This is a genomic window from Fodinibius sp. GM21, from assembly GCF_058386955.1.
Genome location: NZ_JBYEIQ010000004.1, coordinates 341,918 through 364,343 on the forward strand (window position 1 = coordinate 341,918; position 22,426 = coordinate 364,343).

26 protein-coding genes are annotated in these 22,426 nt (G+C 44.7%); 12 read left to right on the plus strand and 14 right to left on the minus strand.

The window, feature by feature from the left end; all coding sequences use genetic code 11:
- Positions 1-45 precede the first annotated feature (45 nt).
- The 7 genes from ACT3IB_RS11800 (at position 46) to ACT3IB_RS11830 (ending at position 3,554) form a co-directional block, all read left to right on the plus strand.
- Positions 46-1,296, plus strand: coding sequence for a hypothetical protein (locus ACT3IB_RS11800; protein WP_491539222.1), 1,251 nt, complete (start codon positions 46-48; stop codon positions 1,294-1,296).
- A 3-nt stretch (positions 1,297-1,299) separates the two neighbouring features.
- The gene (locus ACT3IB_RS11805; RefSeq protein ID WP_491539223.1) at positions 1,300-1,686 is read left to right on the plus strand and encodes a group III truncated hemoglobin; all 387 of its coding nucleotides are present in this window, start codon (positions 1,300-1,302) and stop codon (positions 1,684-1,686) included.
- A 2-nt stretch (positions 1,687-1,688) separates the two neighbouring features.
- Positions 1,689-1,877 (plus strand): acetyltransferase, encoded by a 189-nt coding sequence (locus tag ACT3IB_RS11810; protein WP_491539224.1) that lies wholly within the window; start codon positions 1,689-1,691, stop codon positions 1,875-1,877.
- A gap of 7 nt (positions 1,878-1,884) precedes the next feature.
- Positions 1,885-2,340, plus strand: a complete 456-nt coding sequence (locus ACT3IB_RS11815; protein WP_491539225.1) for a hypothetical protein — start codon at positions 1,885-1,887, stop codon at positions 2,338-2,340.
- A 5-nt stretch (positions 2,341-2,345) separates the two neighbouring features.
- Positions 2,346-2,567: a DUF3565 domain-containing protein gene (locus tag ACT3IB_RS11820; protein ID WP_491539226.1), complete on the plus strand. Its 222-nt coding sequence runs from the start codon at positions 2,346-2,348 to the stop codon at positions 2,565-2,567.
- Positions 2,555-3,016, plus strand: coding sequence for a hypothetical protein (locus ACT3IB_RS11825; protein WP_491539227.1), 462 nt, complete (start codon positions 2,555-2,557; stop codon positions 3,014-3,016). The genes ACT3IB_RS11820 and ACT3IB_RS11825 overlap by 13 nt, the downstream gene beginning before the upstream one ends.
- Positions 3,017-3,146: 130 nt before the next feature.
- A complete protein-coding gene (locus ACT3IB_RS11830; RefSeq protein WP_491539228.1) occupies positions 3,147-3,554 on the plus strand; it encodes a cbb3-type cytochrome c oxidase subunit I in 408 nt (135 codons plus the stop codon).
- Positions 3,555-3,640: 86 nt separating this feature from the next.
- On the opposite strand, the gene ACT3IB_RS11835 is transcribed toward ACT3IB_RS11830, so the two are convergent.
- The 7 genes from ACT3IB_RS11835 to ACT3IB_RS11865 all read right to left on the minus strand — a co-directional run bounded on the left by ACT3IB_RS11835 (position 3,641) and on the right by ACT3IB_RS11865 (position 7,594).
- Positions 3,641-4,132, minus strand: coding sequence for a DUF4149 domain-containing protein (locus tag ACT3IB_RS11835; RefSeq protein ID WP_491539229.1), 492 nt, complete (start codon positions 4,130-4,132; stop codon positions 3,641-3,643).
- 94 nt (positions 4,133-4,226) lie between these two features.
- Positions 4,227-4,796, minus strand: coding sequence for a plastocyanin/azurin family copper-binding protein (locus tag ACT3IB_RS11840; RefSeq protein WP_491539230.1), 570 nt, complete (start codon positions 4,794-4,796; stop codon positions 4,227-4,229).
- Between the two features lie 78 nt (positions 4,797-4,874).
- Entirely contained in the window at positions 4,875-5,300 is a 426-nt protein-coding gene (locus tag ACT3IB_RS11845) for an OsmC family protein (RefSeq protein WP_491539231.1), read from the minus strand.
- A 12-nt stretch (positions 5,301-5,312) separates the two neighbouring features.
- Positions 5,313-6,422: a DUF8744 domain-containing protein gene (locus ACT3IB_RS11850; RefSeq protein ID WP_491539232.1), complete on the minus strand. Its 1,110-nt coding sequence runs from the start codon at positions 6,420-6,422 to the stop codon at positions 5,313-5,315.
- Positions 6,423-6,599: 177 nt separating this feature from the next.
- Positions 6,600-6,920, minus strand: a complete 321-nt coding sequence (locus ACT3IB_RS11855) for a metal-sulfur cluster assembly factor (RefSeq protein ID WP_491539233.1) — start codon at positions 6,918-6,920, stop codon at positions 6,600-6,602.
- Between the two features lie 12 nt (positions 6,921-6,932).
- The gene (locus tag ACT3IB_RS11860; protein WP_491539234.1) at positions 6,933-7,175 is read right to left on the minus strand and encodes a DUF2249 domain-containing protein; all 243 of its coding nucleotides are present in this window, start codon (positions 7,173-7,175) and stop codon (positions 6,933-6,935) included.
- A gap of 62 nt (positions 7,176-7,237) precedes the next feature.
- Entirely contained in the window at positions 7,238-7,594 is a 357-nt protein-coding gene (locus ACT3IB_RS11865) for a ferredoxin family protein (protein WP_491539235.1), read from the minus strand.
- Positions 7,595-7,760: 166 nt separating this feature from the next.
- On the opposite strand from ACT3IB_RS11865, the gene ACT3IB_RS11870 reads away from it, so the two are divergent.
- The 5 genes from ACT3IB_RS11870 (at position 7,761) to ACT3IB_RS11890 (ending at position 12,612) form a co-directional block, all read left to right on the plus strand.
- Positions 7,761-8,519, plus strand: coding sequence for a hypothetical protein (locus ACT3IB_RS11870; protein ID WP_491539236.1), 759 nt, complete (start codon positions 7,761-7,763; stop codon positions 8,517-8,519).
- A 43-nt stretch (positions 8,520-8,562) separates the two neighbouring features.
- A complete protein-coding gene (locus tag ACT3IB_RS11875) occupies positions 8,563-9,198 on the plus strand; it encodes a helix-turn-helix transcriptional regulator (protein ID WP_491539237.1) in 636 nt (211 codons plus the stop codon).
- A 126-nt stretch (positions 9,199-9,324) separates the two neighbouring features.
- Positions 9,325-10,713: an MmgE/PrpD family protein gene (locus tag ACT3IB_RS11880; RefSeq protein ID WP_491539238.1), complete on the plus strand. Its 1,389-nt coding sequence runs from the start codon at positions 9,325-9,327 to the stop codon at positions 10,711-10,713.
- 222 nt (positions 10,714-10,935) lie between these two features.
- Positions 10,936-11,760, plus strand: a complete 825-nt coding sequence (locus tag ACT3IB_RS11885; RefSeq protein WP_491539239.1) for a phosphosulfolactate synthase — start codon at positions 10,936-10,938, stop codon at positions 11,758-11,760.
- Positions 11,761-11,865: 105 nt separating this feature from the next.
- A complete protein-coding gene (locus ACT3IB_RS11890) occupies positions 11,866-12,612 on the plus strand; it encodes a DUF2249 domain-containing protein (protein ID WP_491539240.1) in 747 nt (248 codons plus the stop codon).
- Positions 12,613-12,649: 37 nt separating this feature from the next.
- Here the strand turns inward: ACT3IB_RS11890 and ACT3IB_RS11895 are convergent, their stop codons facing one another.
- The 7 genes from ACT3IB_RS11895 to ACT3IB_RS11925 all read right to left on the minus strand — a co-directional run bounded on the left by ACT3IB_RS11895 (position 12,650) and on the right by ACT3IB_RS11925 (position 22,158).
- Positions 12,650-13,033, minus strand: coding sequence for a hypothetical protein (locus ACT3IB_RS11895; RefSeq protein ID WP_491539241.1), 384 nt, complete (start codon positions 13,031-13,033; stop codon positions 12,650-12,652).
- An 88-nt stretch (positions 13,034-13,121) separates the two neighbouring features.
- A complete protein-coding gene (locus tag ACT3IB_RS11900; RefSeq protein WP_491539242.1) occupies positions 13,122-15,401 on the minus strand; it encodes a TonB-dependent receptor in 2,280 nt (759 codons plus the stop codon).
- A gap of 111 nt (positions 15,402-15,512) precedes the next feature.
- Complete coding sequence (locus ACT3IB_RS11905) at positions 15,513-15,896, minus strand: hypothetical protein (RefSeq protein WP_491539243.1); 384 nt, start codon at positions 15,894-15,896, stop codon at positions 15,513-15,515.
- A gap of 145 nt (positions 15,897-16,041) precedes the next feature.
- A complete protein-coding gene (locus ACT3IB_RS11910) occupies positions 16,042-16,548 on the minus strand; it encodes a hypothetical protein (RefSeq protein ID WP_491539244.1) in 507 nt (168 codons plus the stop codon).
- 18 nt (positions 16,549-16,566) lie between these two features.
- A complete protein-coding gene (locus tag ACT3IB_RS11915; protein ID WP_491539245.1) occupies positions 16,567-19,656 on the minus strand; it encodes an efflux RND transporter permease subunit in 3,090 nt (1,029 codons plus the stop codon).
- Positions 19,657-19,674: 18 nt separating this feature from the next.
- Positions 19,675-20,904 carry an efflux RND transporter periplasmic adaptor subunit gene (locus ACT3IB_RS11920; protein WP_491539246.1) on the minus strand — a complete coding sequence of 410 codons (1,230 nt, stop codon included), beginning with the start codon at positions 20,902-20,904 and terminating at the stop codon, positions 19,675-19,677.
- A 15-nt stretch (positions 20,905-20,919) separates the two neighbouring features.
- Positions 20,920-22,158: a TolC family protein gene (locus tag ACT3IB_RS11925; protein WP_491539247.1), complete on the minus strand. Its 1,239-nt coding sequence runs from the start codon at positions 22,156-22,158 to the stop codon at positions 20,920-20,922.
- Positions 22,159-22,426: the final 268 nt, after the last annotated feature.

Below are 22,426 nucleotides of genomic sequence, written 5' to 3' on the forward strand. Positions count from 1 at the left end.
ATTACGGTGAAGTAAAACCGAGATTTTAGAAAGGATTGAGAATTGGTGATAACGAAAAATAATTATTCAAATAACAATTTATGGCGTAATCAATGGCTGTGGCATATATCCATAGCCAGTTTTGTGTTGGCCGGGCTAACGGGTTTTCTGTATCGGTTGGGGATGATGGGATGGGTGCCCGGAGAATTGTCTCTGGGTAATATTCGTCATGCTCATTCGCACCTGATGTTCTTTGGATGGGCGGTGCCCCTTCCGCTCTTTATTATCATGCAGAAATTTCTTGGGAAGGATGGGATAGCAAAAGGTGTCAACTGGATGAAATATTCTATTGCCTGGATCTTGTTTTTTGGATTAATGGCCTACCCATTTTTTCTTTTCTATGGATATCGTCCGGTAGCTATTGGCTCCGCTTCGTTACCGCTTTCAGTTATATTTTCCGGCTTTGTAATGATCGGCTGGTATGGATTTATGGTCGGTTATTGGAAGCACCGAGACATATTAAAAGATGATGAAAGTCTGCCATGGTTTGATGGTGCGCTTATTCTATTGGCAGTTTGTTCTATCGGTGCCTGGGGTGTGGCAGTCATTCAGGAGCTGGCCCCGCAATCACATTTGCTGATGAAAAGCATGACGCACTTTTTCCTTGCAGCCTTTACTGAAGGATGGGTAGTATTGATACTTTGCGCCATCTTAATTAGTGAGCTTGAAGTTGAGGAACGACATTGGTGGGTCTCCCCGCAGTTTGCATTGGGAGCCATTGCCATTGGAGCACCACTGACATTTCCCTATGGGATTTCTGAGTCACTGCTTACACCCATGCTGTTGGGAACGGCGCGCTTTGGCGGCGGACTGGCGGCCGCTGGATTATTATTAGTTATAACTGCTATTTTTAGATCAGGAACTTGGAAACATCCGATATGGAGTTGGCCGGTAGCACTGTTGACGCTAAAAGGTAGCATGCAACTCGGAGCTTCCGTGGTGCCCAGTTCATTTTGGCTGTCTGATCCCGGCTTGCGCGTGCTCTATCTGCATATTCTTTTGTTAGGCGGATTAACTTTACTGGCTTTTTCTTGGTTTAATACCAAGACCTCAGTATCAAAAAGCTATTTTTATCTGCTGGCAGGTTCTATAATAGTTACTCTTATTACGTTGTTGATGTTTACCAGCATCTGGCCTGAAGCATTTTCCGGCGCATGGATTGTCGATGCTTTGGCGTTGGGAGCGATCCTTCCCATCTTGGCAGTAATCATATATTGGATGATGTTGATGCAATCCCAAAAGAAAAAGTATTATTGATTAATGCACGATATAAGAAACGAGGAAGATATTACAACCTTGGTCCATGCTTTTTATGCAAAAGTAGAGGAAGATGAACGACTGGGTCATATCTTTAATGACGTTGCCGATGTAGATTGGGATGAGCATCTGCCCAAGATGGTGGATTTCTGGTCGAAGATGTTATTTCGGACGGAGCGATACAAAGGACGCCCGTTTCGAGAGCACCTGCCGCTGCCGATCGAACGTGACGATTTTGGCCGATGGGTAAGCCTGTTTATTGAAACAGTAGATGAGCAATTTGAAGGCAATCGGGCTGACTATGCAAAAGAGTTAGCTGTAAATATTGCCAATTCATTCAGCACGCGAATGGCGATGGATGGTAAGTTTGATCAAAAGAGTGAGGATTAATTATGGGAGATGATAAAACAAAACGAACGGAGATAGAATTAGCGAAGTCAGTTCGTAAAGCCTGCATCAAGGCGGCGCGCGAGGGATTTAAAGATGCTTCGATGAGTGGCTTGTGCACCGAAGGAGCCATGGAATCGGCCATTAACTCCATTCAAAAACTCGATTTGGAAAGACTAATTCAAAAAAGGTAGTAAGAGGATGAAGCGATCTATATTGATTTTTGTAGTCTTTATAGGATTTTCGATAAGTATCATGGGATGGAGTTGGTATCCGCAGGATAAAGCGGTTCAGCCTGAAACCATGCCACTGGTACCGATGATGCAGCAATTACTGGAGGATATTCAGCAGGTTGATCGTGGCATTTATACCGAAGATTTTGCAATGATTGAAGAAGGGGCGGCTAATATCTCCGATCACCCAACGATGACGGCCGAGGATAAAAAACTGGTGAAGAAAACGCTGGGTGAAAAGATGCAGCAGTTTGTGGAGTTTGATATGATCGTACATCATCATGCCGATTCAATGCGGATGGCGGCCGTAGAGGAAAACATGCAGAAGGTGCTTAAGTATTACCGAATAACCCAGCAGGGCTGTGTGGATTGTCATTCGAATTATCGGGAGCCTATATCCACGGCCCGTTTAGAAAGGGATTAGTGTTCATGAAGCAACCGATTGTTGGTTTTCACAAAGATGAAGAAGACGATTGGGTGGCCGAACTGGCGTGCGGACACAATCAGCACGTACGGCATAATCCTCCGTGGATGTTGCGTCCCTGGGTGACTGCTGAAGAAAGTCGGGAAAGTCGGCTCGGAAAAGAATTGAATTGTAAGAAATGTGATCGCAATGAACCTCAAGACTTTGATCCGTCATGCCAAGAATAGCACGCGTATTTATAAAAACGGGACTCATTTACTTTTTGGCTTCATTATTACTGGGGCTGGCGGCCGAGTTTAAATGGCTGCAGTTTGCCGGTATAACACCGCTCTTTTGGCATCTGCTGATGGTCGGCTGGATCACGCAGATTATCTTTGGCGTATCCATGTGGATGTTTCCCGGCCGAACCCGTGAAGAAGGATTTAAAGCGCAACTCTGGGGCTGGCTGACGTATATTTTTCTGAATGTCGGATTATTGCTGCGCGTAATTGCCGAACCTGCTACGTATGTGGCTGCAGGGGCTGCGTGGAATGTATTGATCGTGGTGTCGGCGGTGAGTCAGGTAGCGGCAGCCGTGACGTACATTATTGAGCTCTGGCCGCGTATTCAATCCAAAGAGCAGCGCCGCCGGCAGCGTAAGAAGAAGCGAAAGCGACAGAAAGCCAATAATAAATAGAGCTTCATGTCATCCTGAACTCGTTTCAGGATCTGCAGTATATATCAATGTAATAGCTACAGATACTAATGAACATGACACATTAGTTGAAAAAATTACAAATAACTAACTACGAACCAACAACCAAACTATGCCAACTCCCAGTCGCTGGATGATCAAAGCTTCGATGATATATATGTTGACAGGTTTTACTATTGGTGCGCTTATCTTGATTAGCAAAGTCTATCCCGAATATTCGTCGGTATGGAGCCTGCTATCGGTTCATATTGAAGTCGGTATTTTCGGCTGGATTATCCAGCTGACCATGGGTACCGCCTACTGGATTTTGCCCCGCTATTTAAAAACAAAATCACGAGGCAATCCCAAGCTGGCTATGGTGATGGTGGCGATGCTAAATACAGGAATCCTGATCAATGTGGCTTCGTATTTAGATGTACTCGGGAGTGCAGCAACCATAGTAGGACGCCTGCTGGAAGTGGGTGCTGTGACATTGTTCATTACCCTCCACTGGAACCGGGCGGTGAGTTATAACACGTGATGCCTAGGGCGTGTTGCGTACCGATCAGTAAATGAATTCAGTTTTTTGATGTAATCAATACGCACTATGCAATACGGATCCAGCAATCATCCTCTAACCAATCGTATGGCATAGTAAAGGATAATCAATCCTAACAATAAATTAAGTCGCCCCAGCCAGCTCGAAATGTTGCGCATCCGTTTGGTTTGGGGATGATTGGGCTGTTCGTCCATAAGTTTGGCCGCTTTGGGACCGGCATAGAAATCGTGTATCCCGCTAACGATCAGTACTAATCCAAAGACAAGTAATTTTGTAAATAGATGACCGCCGAAGGCATTTATCCAAAAAGAGCCACTTAATAGTTGTTCTGGAGAATAGCCACTGGTGAGCAGGTTGGTGAGGCCTGTGATGATAAGTACGATAAACAGTATCCATGAAATACGGCTGAATTTTTTTCCAACCAGCGTAAAGAATTCGCCCTTTTTGTTTTGTAATAACTCATGACGTGTTGCCGGCACTAAAACACCGGCTGTAAACAGCATGCCGCCAATCCAGAAAATTGCTGATGTTATATGGATAAAGACCGAGAGATAGTACATGGTTATTTAATTTCTGTATTTGGAATCTGACAGAAATAAAAAAGGCGACTGATAAACTCAGCCGCCTTGAAAATTGTATAACGTAAAGAATGTACTATTCTTGAACGTTAAGTATACCTTTCATTCCGCCGGAATAGTGGCCGGGGAAACTACAGAGGTACTCATATTCTCCGCTTTCTTCCGGAGCAGTAAAGGTAACTTCAACGGTTTCTCCACCGGCAGCAAGATCAGTATGAGCAATGATCTGATCTTCTAAATCAGTGGGTATATAATCATTATCTCTAGCCTTGGATGCTGCATTTGCAAAGGCAGCAGCATCAGCATTCATGGTAAGTAACACAAAGTTGTGCGCCATGGCAGAAGCCGGAAGATCACTTTCGGTAGTAAGACGAACACGAAGTTCTTCGCCGGGAGCAGCAGTAATCGTTTTTAGCAATACATAATCGCCCATTTTTTCGCCGGTAGTAATTCCTTCCTCTTCGCCGTCAACAACGAATTTCATGCGGTCAATACCCACCACCTCGATGGTGCGAATGTCGTCAGTTTGTTCGGTAGCCTGGGTATCTGCTGTTTGATCTTCAGCTTGCTGCTGATCTGATCCACCGCCGCAGGCAGTGACAAAAAGCAACATCAATGAGAATAAATAAGGTGCAAAACGTGTCATAAAATTGTGTGGTTCTTGAGTTAAAATTTAAGTACAGAAGATACGAAAGTATTTAATTGATTACACATTATTTTGTGATCAAAGTAGGGTTGCTTCCAAGGATATTTCGGTGCCTGCCAAGGCTTTGGAAACCGGGCATCCTTCTTTGGCTCCGTGAGCAAATTGTTGAAATTTATCGTTCCCAATTTTGGGCACGTCCGCTTTGGTGACTAATTTTATTCCTGTGATGGCCGGACCGTCATTGTTAACCTCAAAAGTAACTTCAGCTTGGGTTTCAATGGATTTAGGGTCGTATCCGGCTTCAGATAATTCCAGCGATAATGCCATAGAGAAACATCCGGCATGTGCGGCCCCGATAAGTTCTTCGGGATTGGTCCCTTCACCTTCTTCAAACCGGGAAGCAAAACTGTATGTTCCGGAATACGCTCCACTTCCAAGCTGCATGGTTCCGTTTCCACTTTTCAGGTCGCCATTCCATTGTGCGTTTGCTTTACGTATTGGCATAATATTATGTCTTTATGATTTGGTTGATAGTTGTGTTGATCTATTCAAATAAATTTCCTTTGACAGCTGATAAATAACGCCTCCCAAAAACAGCAGTATAGCCGCTACATTGCCATAGCTTCCTATTATTCTGATAAGCGATCCAAACACCATGTCGCCCACAATGCGAATCAACAGAAAGCCGTGCAATAGTATCAGTGGCAGATAAAAATAGGGGTGCCAGGGCACCAGTTTGCCCGACAGTGAGGGAATAATGACTGAGGCATGGGCGAAAATCATGCTGAACACAAATCCCACAAAAAGCATGTGTAGGAGCCCGTCGTAAATCGGTCCGGCGGTGGGAAAGCCGTACCATAGTCCAAATAGTCCCGCTAAAATGAGCCATCCGTAGCCGCTAAGCAGGCAGGTGGCACTGTATTTTGTCCATTCTACAGATTTGATTGTTTTGCGGGCTACATCATATTGAATGAGCCAGCCGGCAATACCAATCAGCAGGAGCGAGGCGATGCTCCAGCCGATGCTGCGATCGAGGTGGGTGATGATTATAGCGGCAATCCAACCGATAATGAGCAGCGTAAAAATATATTGGGCGCGTTTGGGGGGACGCATGATGCGGTTAAGTTCCAGGCGTTCGCCAAAGATTGTGAGCATGGGAAAGGCTGCCCACCAGGCCACCAGTTCATAAATGGGAAAGTGAAGCACGAAAAGGATATTGCCGGTAAGTAGTGAGGCCGCCCCGAAAGCCATGATCAAGTGATAGATTTTAGGCTGTAGATAGTAGAGGTATCCCATTACGAAAGTGAGACCGACGGAGCCGATAATCAGTGCCCAGTTGGAGAGGATCGGAAATCCGAGTAGAAGTAAAACGCTTGAGGCGGCTATAAAAACCGGTGCAACGTACGCCCATTTCTTTTCAAGAGCTGCCGCGCGTTCGAGTCCGATGAGTGTGCCCAAAAAACCATTAATCATCAGCGGTCCGTGGGCAATGGGAGATACAGGTGGGCTGCCAGACACAAGTAATCCCAGGCGAACCATGCCGGAATATAAGCCGGTCAGTAATCCTGCGGCAGCTAAAACAAGGAGACCCACTAATATATAGGTTGGTGTTTTATTGGAATTCATTGAACAAGTAAATTTTTTGAAGCAGTGTCATCCTGAATTTATTTCAGGATCTCTGTGCTTGTCAGGAAAACTTCAAATGCTGTACCAAGGCCAACTTCGCCGAAGTAGCAGGCTACGTAGGCTGAATTCAGCATGACACTTTGCTTAGATTTTAAACCACATCATGGGTAATTGTAGTTATTGCATCGGCGGGGGATGGGCAAAAAACTCCACATCGTCCTTAATCATATCCACGTTCCACTCGGGTTCCCAAACCAGCCGGATCTCAAACTCCTCAATTCCGTCTATGGATTGCAGCGCTTTTTCGATTTCCTGCTGCAGGTAACGACGCATGGGACAGCCCGGCGTGGTGACGGTATATTCAAGCACCACCTTGTCATCGTCAATCAAGATGTTATATACCAATCCCAGATCCACGATGTTTACACCTAATTCAGGATCAATGACATCGCGAAGTTGCCGGACTATCTTGCGTCTGTCTATGGGAGTAGAACCCATGATATAGTTAGGTTAATCTGAATTTTTGCCAATGTGTACTTTCCAAACTTCAGGACCCTCTTCGAGATAATCCCAGCTAAAGCTGTTCTGCCCGTGCATGGCCGCCATTTGATAGCGCAGCGGTTTGGGATTATGATCGTTAATGATGATAAATGCTTCTCCCTCATCCAGTTCATCATAGGTGTCAAAAATGGTTGCATGTTTTTTGTGGGGAGGAATTTTGCGAACATCGATTTGTTCTACGGTATCAGGCATTGGTTTAAGGTTTTGTTTTAATTTGTTGAGACACGGCGAACTGTGTCCGTATGTAAGTTCAATTATTTCACTACTTTTTCTTCTTCCCAGCTTCCAATAAGGTGTTCTCGTTTATTTTCTTTTCCACTCCATTTGTCAACATCGGGCAGGGCCTCTTTGGCTTGGTTGATGATATGATCAGCCCATTCTTCAGAAAGCCGTTCATTTAGTTCAATATAATTTTCCCACTCCATGGGCACTTCATCGTCTGGATAAATAGCCTCTTCGGGGCATTCGGCCACGCATGCATCACAATCGATGCATTCAATAGGATCGATGACCAAGAAATTGGGTCCTTCCCGGAACGCATCAACCGGACAAACGGCCGCGCAGTTGGTGTGTTTGCATTGGATGCAGGGATCAGTTACAACGTATGCCATAGCTGTTAAATAGTACTCAATTTCAGTTGCTTCACTCCAAAGGTAGGGGTCCCTAAAATTAATATCAACTATAAAAACGGTTTTAACCTTTTTTATTGATTTATGATAAAATCATCGATATCTTAAGCACGGATTGAAAACAAAACGAATTGACAAAGACACTGTTATGAATACTGATCAATCCCTTTCAAAGCTCACCCCTGAAGCCACTATTTCGGAGATCATAAATACGGATAGCGAGGCGGGTGAACTGCTTGCTTCCATTGGATTGGCATTATCTGAGCATGAGCAGGAAACGCTTCGGTCGGTCTGCCAGCAGCGAAAATGGAGTGCAGTAGAAGTCCTCCAGTGGTTAAAGAAACACAGTTCCATAACTAATGGAGAAGCATCAAGTACAAATACCAAGTCAGTCCCTGATAAAGATTGGACACTCATGCAATGGACTGCGTACCTTGAAGAATCGTTTATGAATTCCAACCAGTCGCTTTTGGAAGAGCTTGAGGAAAATTTTCCCCGTATCCAAAAGATACACGGTAATCAGTATCACTGGCTTAAAACGATGAAGTGGGAATTTGACAGCTTCAGAGAAGCACTGGGTATGTATTATACCTTTGAACGGGAAAAGTTTTTCCCGCTAATCGGACGCCTCAAAAAGAATAGCAATAACAATCTGAGTCACGGGACGATTCAAAAATTAGAAAAATCGCTTAATATTATTGAACGGGATCAGCGTCGGCTTCGAAACTTGATGAAGACTATCCGGGAAAAAGGAAATCAGTTCAAAAACCCTGGGAATGCATGTTCAACACTGCGGATTCAAAATGAGAATTTTAAAATCTTGTTTTCACAATTGGATAAACAGTTCGAAGTGGAGGAAGATCAGGTTTTACCGCGTACCAAAGATGAGATAAGAGTCAAAGGGTAATACAATTTTTTTAGGAGATACTTCCAAACTAATCAAGATCATTATGTTTACCGGTTCAAAAAAAGAAATAATCGACTTAATTAAACGCAGGGGAACGCTCTCTATTGATGAAGCCGTGGAAGAGATCGATTTGGCAAAAACGACCCTGCGCGAGCATTTTCTGCAGTTAGAACGCGATGGTTATGTAGAACGAGATTATGTGCGCTCGGGGCCCGGACGTCCCAGCCTGCAGTATCAGCTGACATCCAAAGGGAACAGCCTGTTTCCATCCTCCGAGTCGAAGCTCATTCGCAATATCATCAACTATCTCAAATCAAAAGGGAGTGAGCAGCTGGTTGAAGATTTTTTTGAGGATTTCTGGGACCAGCGTCTGGAAGAAGCCCAGGATCGGATCAAGGAATCATCAGCCGAAGATTCAGAGTCCAAGATCAAGGTACTAATGCAGATGCTGGAAGAGGAGGGCTTTATGCCGGAATTTGAGATGGATGAACGCGATGAGTCATTGACAGTAAAAGAGTGTAATTGTCCCTTTAGTGAAGTCATAAAAGAAACGCGGCTACCCTGCAAACTGGAGGAGATGTTCTATAAGAAATTATTTAGTGAAAAGGCCGAACGCACCAGCTATATCGCCGAGGGAGATTATTCCTGTACTTATGATATTCCGGCTGATTCAAGTTGAAATGCAATGCCCGAAGAGAGTGTTTAATTACAAAAAGAAGATAAAATAGTATTTAATATAAATAATGGAACTTCTTGGTTGCAGGATTAATGATTTTATAATCCCGAATGGTTAAATCACAGTATTATGATTGTTCATGAATTAGCAACGTTTGTTAAGAATGCATCTTATCATGATTTATCCGATGAGGCAAAAAAGCAGTTGAAAATAAGGCTCCTGGATTCGCTTGGAACCGCTATTGGAGCTATTGAGGGTCCGCCGGTTAAATCTATCAGAGCAATGGTCAACGATTTTGGCGGATCAGACATGAGTTCACTGATTGGCGGCGGCAAAACCACGCCCGATCGTGCTGCGCTTTACAATAGTGGACTGGTGCGCTATCTCGATTTTAATGACAGCTATCTGGCCAAGGGGGAAACCTGCCATCCGAGTGATAACATCGGATCTATTTTAGCGGCGGGAGAAACGACAGAACTCAATGGAAAAGATTTTCTAACGGCCTTGGCTGTGGCTTATCAAGTGCAGTGCCGGTTGAGTGATGAAGCGCCGGTGCGCGATAAAGGCTTCGATCACACTACACAGGGTTCTTATGCCGTAGCGGCTGGTGTTTCTAAAGCATTGGGATTGGAGGAAGATAAAACAGCCAACGCTATTTCTATTGATGGCACAGCGTTGAATGCCTTGCGCGTGACCCGAACCGGAGTGCTCTCCAACTGGAAAGGATTGGCTTATCCCCATACGGCTTTCGGTGGGACTCATGCCGCGCTGCTTGCGAAGTATGGGATAACCGGTCCGCCCGCCGTTTTTGAGGGCAACAAAGGCCTTATGGATTCCATTACCGGAGAGTTTTCGATTGATTGGCAAAATGAAGATTTCGAGCGCGTAACAAATACAATTATTAAGAAATACAATGCTGAGATTCATTCGCAGTCGTCTATTGAAGGAATGATTGAGTTGAAAGAAAAACACGGTTTTACAGCGGATGAAGTAGAAAAAATAGAGATCGAAATCTTCGATGTAGCTTACCACATTATCGGCGGTGGTGAAGAAGGCGACAAGACGATTGTGCGTACCAAAGAAGAGGCCGACCACAGCTTGCAGTATATGGTTTCAGCGGCGCTGCTTGACGGACAAGTAATGCCGGAGCAGTATGAGGAGAATCGCATTGAGGCGGATGATATACAGTCGTTATTGCAGAAAGTGAAGGTTTCACCTAAGCAAGAATACAGCGATCGCTTTCCCGATGAGATGCCGACAAAACTGACGGTACATCTCAAGAATGGAGCATCCTATGCCATCGAAAAGCGTGATTACGAAGGATTTCATACATGTCCCATGAGCTGGGAGACGATCATCCAAAAATTTGAGGGACTGGCTAAATCCTATACTTCCAAGAAATTGCGAAATAAAATTATAGATACCGTTCAGAATTTTGATCAGCATTCGGTTTCTGATTTGATGAAGCTGTTGACAGAAGTTCACTATTCTGCTAAGGGTAAAATAGAGTCGATTTAGGTTTTCAATCTCCCTAAACACCTCTTCGCCAAGAGGGACTTAAGGGTTGGCTTAAAACCTATAGTGTTCCTCCTTGGGGAAGGAGGACAGGAGGATTGCCTAAACTGATATTACATTGCTATCTGATAAAAAAATGAGTAATCGACACAGAACTTGAATTAGAAAAAAGCGTGGACACGTAATTAGGTGTTCCACCAATTAAGAACATAAAAGGTGGCTATTATGGCTGGCGAAGAAACATTCGATTTTCTGAATAAAAACGAACGGGAATCCAAACCAAGAACAACAGGTATTACCGAGATTCGCGGTCCCTATTACGATGTAATGGGAAAACGATATCTTAATGACATCATGGAGACGATGGGCGAACACGTGGATTCGCTAAAATTTTCCGGCGGATCGTTTTCGCTTATGCCGAAGCCGGCGCTACAGGAGCTGATTGATATCGCCCACGACCATGATGCGTTGGTTTCGACCGGCGGATTTATGGAGTACGTCCTCACCCAGGGCATAGAAGCCGTTGACAAGTACATTGATACCTGCAAAGATTATGGGTTTGATATTATCGAGCTTTCGGCGGGATTTATTACCCTGCCTACCGATGACTGGCTGCGACTGATCGAAAAAGTGCAGGATGCGGGATTGAAAGCCAAGCCTGAGATTGGCATCCAGTTTGGTGCCGGCGGCGATACGGCCAAAGGGGAGCTCGAATCAGAAGGCACGCTCGACACCGGTTATGCCGTGAAGCAGGCCAAGCGTTTTGTGGATGCCGGAGCGTACATGATTATGATCGAATCGGAAGGCATCACCGAAAATGCCGATCCATGGAGAACCGATGTGCCAGCCGAATTCATCAACGAAATCGGCCTTGAGAAGCTGATGTTTGAAGCGGCTGACCCGGAAGTGTTTGCCTGGTACATCAAGAATTACGGTCCAGAGGTAAATATGTTTGTGGATCATAGTCAGATTGTACAGCTCGAAACGCTGCGCCGCGGCATCTGGGGTACCAAAAGCCTTTGGGGACGCGTGTTAACCTATAAAGATTAAAATAGAACTTATTCAAACAGACATAATCTACCTCAGAGTTGGCTATGTCTAAATACACGATTGAAATTATTGTAAACACTTTAAAACAAAACGAATTTTATATCCATGAACCAGATAACAGAAGAACTTGATGTACGTTCGTTAATCCCCATTAAAAGACACGAAAAATTGCTGAAACTCTTTAAGGATTTGCCGGCAGGAGACAGTTTTGTCTTTATCAACGATCACGACCCCAAGCCGCTGTATTATGAATTTCGATCGATTTATGGTGATGTGGTCGGCTGGGAATACCTGCAGCGCGGCGGGCAGGAATGGAAGGTACGCGTAACACGAACGGAGCCGTCGCAGGGCAGAGAATTCGAAGATATTTCTACGTTAATGGATCTCCGAAAAGCGGATCCCAAAGACTGGAAATATGCTGTTTTTCATCGCTACGGGATGATGCTGAAAGGGGATACGATGGAAATCATTTCTGAAAAAGATCCTGAAGAAATCCGTCAAATTTTTAAGAAGAAGTTTGACGGTGAATATACGTGGACGTATAAGAAAGATCGTCCGGGTGAATATGTGATCCATGTGACCAAAAAAGAAGAAACTGATCCTGCTCTCGAAGATGTATCCATCGTAAACTTGTTTGATGTGCGTCCGCACCCACCGGCCAAGCGACATGATATAGTTTTTGATGCTTTTGACGAGCTGAGTCCCGGTGAAGCCTTTGTGTTTATTAATGATCACGATCCCAAGCCATTGTACTATCAGATGGAGGCCGAAAGCGATGAGTCCTTTAAGTGGGAGTACCTGGAGACCATGCCCAAGGAGTGGAAAGTGAAGGTTATGAAGCTGGAGGCGTAGGTACTATTTGATTGCCTGAGAGATCAGGAATCAAAACTTAGCGGCGAATCTGTGATAGGCTCCACCAGATTATCAGCCAGACAACGGTTCGGAGCATCATTGCTTTTAAGCTGTCGAATGCAACGTCGAAGTGCATCCAATATAGCAGGCTGATGAGCACGAGCACCAGTGTATTAAGTCCGAAAATGATTTGCGACATTTGTAAAGCTTTGGGATGCTGTCGCCAGATAAAGATTCCGGTGCCGGTATAAACAAATCCCATGACGAAATTAAAGATCAGCAAGGGTAAGAAGATGATATACCCGGGATCGGAGAAGCCCAATAACGTAGTTCCTCCCACCCAGATAGTTATCAAGCCAAAGGCGGTTGCAATAATTGCAGCTGTTGTTTGAATGAGTGATTTCAGGGCTTTTCGATTCATTTTCCTGACTATTTGATGACGTTGGTATCATTATTAATAAAAAGGGGATACCTGCAAAGTATCCCCCTTGAATATTACTTGCCAGATGTTACAGTGATGACAAGATGCCGTTCCATTTGAGTTCTACAAACAGGCTGCGTCCGGGATCGTTGAGCGGTAAGGTTGAGCCTTGCAGACTTCGGTTCAGGTGTTCGTGATAGGTCACGTCAAACAGGTTGTTAACACCCGCCGAAAGTTGAATACCACGTCCCAATTGAGAATTCAGCTTGAAGTTTGTAAGCAGATAACCGTCCGTAGGCTGTTCGTCAAATGATTCGGCCACGCGGGTTTGCTCAGCCACTCCGCGCAGATGCAGTTGCGGAATAAGCTTGCCGCTTAGGAAGCTGTAGTCCAATTTAAGATTTGCTTCATATGCCGGAATCTGTGGCAGGTCTTCATCCGTGGTCAAGTTTCGTCCGATCGTATAGGCAGTGGACAGATTATATCCCAACTTATTGCGACCATTATTTTGGAAGGTTAGCTCAAAGCCATATAGCGCAGCCTCATCTACATTTACAAATTGCTTTACGCCCGGTGCACCCATCTGTTTGGGATTTAAATCAGGACGAACGGTTGCGCTGATATAGTCGGTAACATAGCTGTAAAACAGCGATCCTTCCACGCTGATAACTTCGTTGGTATAGTTGAGCATAGCATCAACCTGGTGATTGGCCTCAGAGTTAAGCTGTGGGTTTCCAACATACTCATAGGGATCCATTCCGATAGCCAGGTAGTTTACGAAGAGCTCATCCATCCCTGGGTAACGCTCTGATCGTCCAATCCAGAAACCGGTCGACCAATTGGAATACAGATCTTTGGTTAAGCCGGCACTGGCGCTCCATCCAAGGTGTTCTTGATCGAGTTCCCCAAGCGTTTGGGCAAAGTAGGCATCGGGATTGCTGGCATTGGAATAGTAGTAATCGAAACGGGAAGAGAGCACCACGTTCCATTCGCTGATATTTGGCTGATATTCAACGACACCGCCAAAGCGATTGCGTTTGCCGCCCTGCCAGACATTATCAGTTACAGTTTGTCCGGCCATGGGACCCATATTGAAATCGCGGGTGCGGAAGCCCTCCATATAGCGCAGGGTAGCGTCGGTACCGAACGTCCAGTTGCCGGATGCGCCTGGGAGCACATAGGAAAGATCATAGCCGTAGGTTTCGGTGGAAAGATCAGTTAAAGCTTCAACCATGTTCGACATCTGCCGATCGAGATTGTCCATCAGGTGTGCTACGTACGAACCAAAAAACGAGCTTTCAAAACGTCCGCTACCCAGATTGGTGTTGGTATATGTGAGCGTAGCATTAGTGATATTATCTTCGCGCATATCCATCATCAGTGCGGGATATTGAATATCACGTGCAAAATTCTGGCTCAGTTTGGCTTTAAGGGAATTAGCGTCATTTAACTGGACTGCTGTTTCGACGGTATATTCTGCATTTGACATCTCAGCGTTAACGCTGTTTCCGGAACCATCCTCATAGTTTTCGGTGGATGCAAAAGCTCCATAGAGGTTGGTGGTCCAGCGACCGCCCTCTTTTTTGATGCCGCCGGCGTAACGCTGACGATCGATGTTGCTTTCATATCCTACCGTAAAATAGCTGGATAGAATGGGATCGCGATAGAAATCCGGCTGTTGCGATTTAAAGTTGATGACTCCGCCAAAAGAAGGACCGTGTTTGAGGGCATAGGGTCCTTTCAGGATTTCGACCTCTTCGATATGTTCCATCTGAACATGTGAGGTAGGTGGATCCATGCGGTTGGGGCAGGCCCCCTGCGACTGCAGCACGCCGTCCATCTCGACCATCAGCTGATTCTTTTGAAAGCCGCGCAATACCGGATCAACGCCGAAGCCGCCGCCTTTGCGGATGCCTGAAATATTGGGCGAATCTTTGAGAAACTGACCCGCATCGTGTGAGAGGTTAACGGTCGAAATCGCATCCATAAACTGGTCGGGCTGGAGCGATGATTTTCGTGCAAGCACAGTGACCGGGCTCATGGCCTCCGTTGACTTTCGCAAATAGATCGTTCTTCTCTCCTCAGTAACATCACTTGCGGTGAGTTGAACAGTTTTACTTTTATAGCCTACATACGTAATGCGAAGCGTAAATTTATTGGCATCAGCGGTGAAGCTGAATGTACCGTTGGCATCGGTGATAGTAGTAAGATCACCTTCTGACCAATGTATGTGCGCTCCCGCCAGCGGTTTATGATTTGATTGATCTACTATTTTACCGGAGATAGTTTGCTGTGCCCAGGCAGCATTCGTAAGGGCAAAAAGGAGCAATAGTCCTATTGTTAAAGAAAATAGTTTTTGTAAACGCATAATTCTGATAAGGTTTCATTGATCCGCATCACGAAGCAGATATAGCTATAGTAATAGCATAATCCGATCGCGGTACAGATTGGTTATTAAGTTGAGTAAGTAATCCGGAGATTATGCGCGGAGACGGGGCGGATGGAAAATATCATCCGTAAATGTAAACAGATGTTGCTTTTTTATACTTAGAAGAATAGCAGTTTGAGAAAAGGTGATATCATCAAAAGCAGAAACCAGCGGGGCTTTAATTTGGAAGGGAGCATGTATGCCAACGGGTTCATCTCCATGATGATCACAGCCGCAAAGCATGGCGTCGGTAGAATCACCGTTTGAGGTGCCGTGATTACAACTACAAGCTTGTTTTTCGTCCACTGAGCAGGAGCCCGCACAGTTGCCATCGATGCTGCAGGACATTTTTTCTCCGCTATGATGAGTACTCATTTCCGACATCACCAATGGAGAAATACTTTGCAACATGGATGCTCCGACGAAAAGGAGCATCACTATTGACGATATTTGGTTTAGCTTTTTTAGCACACCGTTCTATTAAAAGAGTGATTTGTCTTAAAATACGATTTTCCTTCATTAATAGAAAATATTTCAATAATGGTGGAGTGCTTTTGGAGGGTAAGTTTTGCCCATATAGTTATGTAAGGTAAATCTGTATTTTTGGCGGGGTTTCTGATTTAAGATGTTCGAAATCTATAACACTGCTTGTTTTATTCTTGGGATGAAAGATCTTGCCTCCCTGGTAAGCGGTGTACAATAATGCTCCCAGTGAGATCAGTGCTGAGATAGCCAATATTCCAAAGAGGGTGTTTTGCCATCGAATATTGTAGGACAGGGCAAAAAATCCCACGACACTTATTACTCCCGTTAAAATTGTAAACCAGAAAGCGATTTCAGCGGCCTCCTCGTGATCGTGAATCACATCATGAGAAGCTACATTGAGCTCTTCTACAATATCTTCGGCCGCTTCGCCGGTTTCCATGGCAACATAGCTGCTCACAGCCCCGATAAGAAAGAAGGTAAGGGCAATTTGCAGTATAGAAGTATTCTTCTTGATCAATCCCCATACTAAGATCAGCAGGCCAAAAGCAACACTGAAAATAGGAATATGATTGACGACGAGATGTAAATAATCAGCTTCCATAATAACTCCGTTTTAAGTTTAGAAGGATTCCTCCTTCGATACCAGTTCTTTTCCTTTTTCCATCCAGTGATAGATGGTGGGTAATACCAGCAGTGTTAGCAGTGTTGCTGTAACAAGTCCGCCTACGACTACCGAAGCTAACGGGCGCTGTACCTCGGAGCCCGGTCCGGTGTTAAAGGCCATCGGGATAAATCCGAGGCTGGCTACCAGGGCGGTCATAAGTACGGGACGTAAACGGTCGCTGGCTCCTTGGATGACGGCTGTTTTGAGGTCTTGTCCTTCTCTCCTTAGATCATTTAAATGAGAAATAAGAACAATACCGTTGAGTACGGCCACCCCGAACAGGGCCACAAAACCGATGCTGGCTGATACAGAGAGATAGAGGCCTCTCATCCAGAGCATGAAAATACCTCCGGATAAGGCCATCGGGAGATTGAGAAATATCAACAGGGTAAATCTGAACTTGCCAAACATCATATAAAGCAACCCAATAATAATCAGTAACGAAATGGGTACCACGATGTAGAGGTGATTCATGGCTCGCTGTTGGTTTTCAAACGTTCCACCGTACTGCAGAAAGTATCCGGCCGGGATATCAATATTCTCATTGATGGCCTCTCTTAAATTGGATACGTAGGTACCGATATCAATATCTTTGATATTTATACCCAGTATGGCACGCCGCCATCCGTTTTCTCGAGAAATTTGCCGGGGCCCTTCTTCAGCATTAATATTGGCAACTTCTTTAAGCGGAATATATCCACCGTTGGGTAGCTGTATGGGCACATCCATAATGTCCTGAAAATCCTTTCTCAGGTTTTCCGGTAGACGTACCCTGATATCAAAGCGGCGTTGGCCTTCAAAAATCTGCCCGGCCGTACTCCCGCCTATACCTGTTTCAATCACACTTTGAACTTCATTTACATTGAGTCCATAGGTGGCTACTGCTTCACGATCAATTTGAATATTGTAATAGGGTTGCCCGCTACTCTGCTCCATAATAAAGTTATCGGTTCCCTTAAGGTCACTGAGTAGCCCTGATATCTTTTGTCCCACAGCATTGAGGGTATCAAGCTTTTCACCGAATATTTTCACTGCAATATCAGATTTGACTCCACTCGTTAATTCATCCACACGCATGGCGATAGGCTGGGTAAAGTTGTATGATAGCCCCGGCTCAGTTTCCAGGTAGGGACGAATACTTTCGATAATATCTTGTTTATCAATACCGTCTCGCCACTGATCTCGAGGATAGAGCATTACCCAAACATCCGTCTGGTGAATACCCATCCAATCATTGGCCAGATCTGAGCGTCCTGTTTTGGGAACAACTGTTTTAATTTCAGGAATATTTTTTGTGAGTTTGCCGGCCAGCCAATTGGCATTGTTCACGGATTCATCAAGGGTTACCGAAGGCATGCGGATTTGCTCGATGAGTATGGATCCCTCATCTAATTCCGGTAAAAACTGGGTGCCAAGGAAGGGCATTATTGCAATGGAAATACCAAATATTGCTACGGCAGAACCCACAATGATTCCCTTTTTATTCAGACTTTGCTTGAGGAAATTTTCATAGCGAGGCTTTAACCAGTTAATGACATAGTTTTTACGCGTTTTTACCCCATTACGAAATACAAGAGCTGATATAGCAGGCACATAAACCAGGGCTAAAATAAGTGATCCCAGTACTGCGGCTCCAACGGTGATAGCCATGGGTCGAAACAGAATACCCTCCATCCCCGAAAAAGTCATTACAGGGACATATACCATCAGGATAATTAACACCCCAAAGAAAATCGGACGGGCTACCTCATGGGCGGCCTCCCTAATGATCTTCAGTTTTGACTTTTCCGTTTTATCGCTGTTCAGTTTCTCTACAATATTCTCTACCATCACTACCGATCCGTCGACAACCATACCAAAGTCAATGGCTCCCAAACTCATAAGGTTTGCGGCAAGCCCCAGCTGATCCATTCCAATAAATGCAAAGAGCATTGATAATGGTATTACAGCTGCAACAATGAGGGCACCCGTAATTTCACCGAGCAAGAGCAGCAACACGGCAATCACAAAGAATCCACCCTCTACCAGGTTGGTAATAATAGTGTCGGTCGTACGGTCAACGAGATCAGATTGATCATAAAATTTTTCAATCGTTACCCCCTCGGGTAAACTTTTATTGACCTCGTCAATTTTTTGGTCCATATCCTGGATTACTTTGCGGCCATTTCCCCCGCGAAGCATCATTACAATACCGGTGACGATCTCTCCCTCTCCATCCCGGGTTACCGCGCCTTGTCGCAGTTGTTTGCCGATATTTACATCTGCAATGTCTTTAACATAGATGGGACGATCTTCCGATCGTTTTACAATGATGTTCTCGATATTATCGGCATTGGAAATTTGCCCAAAACCCCGGATAATATACTGTTCCCGGTTGTGTTCAAGAAAGTTACCTCCGGACACGCTGTTATTGTTTTTAATAGCGTCGGTAACATCCTTCAGGCCAATGCCAAAGTTCCTTAGTTTATCAGGATCTACTGATACATCATACTGCTTTACAAAGCCCCCGAACGAGTTGATTTCAGTTACTCCATCAACCGTTTTTAATTGAGGGGCAATCAGCCAATCCTGAATAGTCCGGAGTTCGGTAAGGGTATGGTTTTTACCTTTTACCTCATACTGAACAATTTCACCCATAGCGGTAGATATAGGGCCCAAGTTGGGGGTCGATACTCCTTCAGGTAGTTCGCCAGCAATACTTTGAACACGTTGGCTTACTTGTTGGCGGGCAAAATAGATGTCGGTACCCTCTTCAAATAATATGGTTACTGCTGACAAGCCAAATTGTGAAATGGAGCGAACTTCTTTAACATTTGGAAGCCCGTTCATTGAGGTCTCTATGGGATAGCTCACCAACCGTTCTACATCATAGGGAGAGTATTGGCCGGCTTTCGTAATGACCAGTACCTGAACCGGAGTAACATCAGGTTGAGAATTTATGGGGATATTTGATAATGAAAACACGCCCCCCACAGCCATCAGCAGGACCAGGGCAAGGGCTACAAATTTCTGTTTTAAACTAAAATCGATGACTCTGTTTAACATAGTAGGCGAAACTGTAGGTTAGTCGGCAAATTGTTCGAAACGTTCTAATGCTTTAAGGCTGAAGACTTGGCTCACAGCGATTTTTTCTCCCGGCTTTAGTCCTGAACCTATGACGGCACGATCATTAGTCATACGTTCAACTTCAACGACCCTCTTTACATATTCTCGGGGAGATCGCTGTACAAAAACAGCAGCATCTTGTTGTTCAAATTGAATAGCGGAAAGGGGAATCGTAAAACTCGAATCTGAGGGTTGTGCAGCATAATTCATCCGAACACTCTGACCCACGATAGGCCAGTTCTCCTGAGTCGGCACAATACTGTTAAGTACGATAGATTTATTTGCTTCGTCCAGAGCCGGATTGATCGAGTTAACCGTCGATTCAATTCTCTTTTTTTGAGGCGTACTGCCTTCTGTTTTTTCGGTAATTACAACGGGGGTACCCTCACGCACAAAGGGAGCGTCTGCTGCTGAAACAAAGCCTTTTACAAGAACTTCGGTATTATCAATGATATCCAAGAGTTTGTCATAGGAGTTGACGGATTCTCCAAGATCTATCAGATGCTGATTTAATACGCCTGAGATGGGGGCATGAATCGTGAGTTCAGATTTTGGGTCCGAAGTGAATGGATCCCAATTTTGAACCTCATTGTTTGTAATACCCACAGCACGAAGACGAGCTAAAGAAGCGCTCTGTTTGGTCTTTGCTCTTCGGAGGTCAGCCTGTGATCGTTGAAGGGTACGTTCTGGACTAATCTTTTCTTCGGTTAACACTTTCAGGCGTTCAACCTGTTGTTCTTGATAGGTAACTTCAGCGGTTGCTTCCAAGTAATCACCAACGAGGTTGGCGAATTCCAGACTTTCTAAATTTAATAGGGGATCTCCCTTTTGTACACGGTCTCCCTCGTGGGCATAAATCTTCGATACTCTTCCGTTAATAGGGGAACTAACCACAGAAATGCGTTCCGGGGCCGCGAAAACTTGTCCCGGCGCATTAATTGAGAAATTAATCTGATCTTTTTCTACGGTATAAATCTGAATGTTAAGATCTTCGACTTGTTGCTCAGTAAGCCGCACCACTTGTTCCTGGGTTCCTTTTTCAGATAGGGAGGGAGGGGTTCCCGGATCAGTCGTAGTACCATCGGGACCGGTATCCGAGCTGCAGCTTCCTAAAAAAAGAAGAGACAACAGAATCAGTCCCAACGGGTTAAAAGATGAAGTTGTTTTTGTGGGTGAAAAGACGTTCATAATAAATGCTGGATTTTATTTAAATATGATATCTGTTTGCAGATATTTCTCGAGTTCGATCACTCGCAGGTAATAATCTCTCAGTGTTTCGTAATACGATTGCTGTGTTCGCAGGTAAGTCCTTTGGGCTTCCAGCAACGTAAGCAGATCCAATTCACCGAGTCGGTAACCTTTCTGAGTCATATCTACCAATTCTTTTGATTTGGCCTGTATCGATTTGCGATATCGAATTACGTTGGCACGCGTGGTTTCATAGCCGTGCCAGGCTTGTTCAGCCTGCTTTTTGATGGAAAGCTGTTCTTCACGATGTTTCCATTCGACTCTGCGATATTCTGCTTTCGACTGTTGCACTTTGTTAGACTGGTTTATGCCGAACCAAAGGGGCACGCTCACTCCAATTTCAAAAGCATTGAAATCAAAACCATTACCAAAATCCTGACGGTAGTACATAACATTTAGGTCAGGCAGGTAACTACTCTTGGCGGCTTTTGTCTGATAAGAAGCAGCAAGCTGTTCTTTATTTATTTGCTGCAGTTGTGGATGGCTTTCTAATTGCTGAAGTACCTCATCTTGATTGATATCTACTTCTACATAATGCAGTGTATCGGGGAAGCCGATTTCATAGGTTTGTTGCTCCTCATCCAGCCCAATCGTTTCAAATAAATTGTAGCGGGCCTCCATAATCTGCTGGTAGGCTTTCTCCATATTATTTTGTGCTTCGGTGAGCTGAAGATCGGCCTGCATGGCGTCAATTTCGGAGGACTCACCGAGATCGGACCGTGATTGTGCCGCATTACGCAAGTTTTTTAACAGCTGCACCCGCTCTTGTGCCAGGTGGCTTGATTCGATTGCATAGGCAAGTTTGGTATAGGCCGATTTTACATTGGCCTTGACCTGAAGTTTTAGGGCTTGCAGCTGGAGTTCCAGCGAACTGGTATTGGCACGTTCGCTTTTTACTCGATAATACCCGGTTAAGGGAAAGTCCAATGATTGGGAAACCACCCAGCGCTGTTCTGCAAAAGTACCCTGACCAATACCTTCCCGGGCATAGGTAACAGTAGGATTTTTAATGCCCATGCTTAGGCCCGCCTGTTGTTTTTGGGCCTCAATGCTATTTTTTAGCTGATTAACCTGTGGACTATGTTCATAGGCAATTTCAAGGGCTTTGCCAACGCTCAAATTATTAAGATCGGTTGTATCTTGTGAGATCGGTTGAAATGTAACAAGCAGTGCAATTATTACAGAAAAAATCATTACAAATTTCTTTTGTCCGTTATTATGCGAGCAATCGCAGTTGTTCTGAGGACTAATGTAATAACCAAATCTGTAGAGAAAATGGATTCAGGAAATCCGGCTCATGAGGTACATTGTCTGCTCATAATTAAGTAGACAACATTACCTGCTTTTTATGATTAATGGCTCAATTATGGACAGGCGAAAAGAAAGGGGAGTCGATGATTTTTGATGAGAAACCCAGAAAGATCTAACCTTTCAAACCGAATGACCCGCTTGCATTTGGTTT

Bases quoted from the DNA above. Each gene is read 5' to 3' on its own strand.
- ACT3IB_RS11810 (WP_491539224.1), top strand. From the start codon at position 1,689: ATGGGAGATGATAAAACAAAACGAACGGAGATAGAATTAGCGAAGTCA.
- ACT3IB_RS11855 (WP_491539233.1), bottom strand. From the start codon at position 6,920: ATGGGTTCTACTCCCATAGACAGACGCAAGATAGTCCGGCAACTTCGC.
- ACT3IB_RS11880 (WP_491539238.1), top strand. From the start codon at position 9,325: ATGATTGTTCATGAATTAGCAACGTTTGTTAAGAATGCATCTTATCAT.
- ACT3IB_RS11850 (WP_491539232.1), bottom strand. From the start codon at position 6,422: ATGAATTCCAATAAAACACCAACCTATATATTAGTGGGTCTCCTTGTT.
- ACT3IB_RS11895 (WP_491539241.1), bottom strand. From the start codon at position 13,033: ATGAATCGAAAAGCCCTGAAATCACTCATTCAAACAACAGCTGCAATT.
- ACT3IB_RS11825 (WP_491539227.1), top strand. From the start codon at position 2,555: ATGCCAAGAATAGCACGCGTATTTATAAAAACGGGACTCATTTACTTT.
- ACT3IB_RS11860 (WP_491539234.1), bottom strand. From the start codon at position 7,175: ATGCCTGATACCGTAGAACAAATCGATGTTCGCAAAATTCCTCCCCAC.
- ACT3IB_RS11890 (WP_491539240.1), top strand. From the start codon at position 11,866: ATGAACCAGATAACAGAAGAACTTGATGTACGTTCGTTAATCCCCATT.
- ACT3IB_RS11870 (WP_491539236.1), top strand. From the start codon at position 7,761: ATGAATACTGATCAATCCCTTTCAAAGCTCACCCCTGAAGCCACTATT.
- ACT3IB_RS11900 (WP_491539242.1), bottom strand. From the start codon at position 15,401: ATGCGTTTACAAAAACTATTTTCTTTAACAATAGGACTATTGCTCCTT.
- ACT3IB_RS11830 (WP_491539228.1), top strand. From the start codon at position 3,147: ATGCCAACTCCCAGTCGCTGGATGATCAAAGCTTCGATGATATATATG.
- ACT3IB_RS11820 (WP_491539226.1), top strand. From the start codon at position 2,346: ATGAAGCAACCGATTGTTGGTTTTCACAAAGATGAAGAAGACGATTGG.
- ACT3IB_RS11865 (WP_491539235.1), bottom strand. From the start codon at position 7,594: ATGGCATACGTTGTAACTGATCCCTGCATCCAATGCAAACACACCAAC.
- ACT3IB_RS11805 (WP_491539223.1), top strand. From the start codon at position 1,300: ATGCACGATATAAGAAACGAGGAAGATATTACAACCTTGGTCCATGCT.
- ACT3IB_RS11905 (WP_491539243.1), bottom strand. From the start codon at position 15,896: ATGCTCCTTTTCGTCGGAGCATCCATGTTGCAAAGTATTTCTCCATTG.
- ACT3IB_RS11845 (WP_491539231.1), bottom strand. From the start codon at position 5,300: ATGCCAATACGTAAAGCAAACGCACAATGGAATGGCGACCTGAAAAGT.
- ACT3IB_RS11815 (WP_491539225.1), top strand. From the start codon at position 1,885: ATGAAGCGATCTATATTGATTTTTGTAGTCTTTATAGGATTTTCGATA.
- ACT3IB_RS11840 (WP_491539230.1), bottom strand. From the start codon at position 4,796: ATGACACGTTTTGCACCTTATTTATTCTCATTGATGTTGCTTTTTGTC.
- ACT3IB_RS11915 (WP_491539245.1), bottom strand. From the start codon at position 19,656: ATGTTAAACAGAGTCATCGATTTTAGTTTAAAACAGAAATTTGTAGCC.
- ACT3IB_RS11835 (WP_491539229.1), bottom strand. From the start codon at position 4,132: ATGTACTATCTCTCGGTCTTTATCCATATAACATCAGCAATTTTCTGG.
- ACT3IB_RS11910 (WP_491539244.1), bottom strand. From the start codon at position 16,548: ATGGAAGCTGATTATTTACATCTCGTCGTCAATCATATTCCTATTTTC.
- ACT3IB_RS11885 (WP_491539239.1), top strand. From the start codon at position 10,936: ATGGCTGGCGAAGAAACATTCGATTTTCTGAATAAAAACGAACGGGAA.
- ACT3IB_RS11920 (WP_491539246.1), bottom strand. From the start codon at position 20,904: ATGAACGTCTTTTCACCCACAAAAACAACTTCATCTTTTAACCCGTTG.
- ACT3IB_RS11925 (WP_491539247.1), bottom strand. From the start codon at position 22,158: ATGATTTTTTCTGTAATAATTGCACTGCTTGTTACATTTCAACCGATC.
- ACT3IB_RS11875 (WP_491539237.1), top strand. From the start codon at position 8,563: ATGTTTACCGGTTCAAAAAAAGAAATAATCGACTTAATTAAACGCAGG.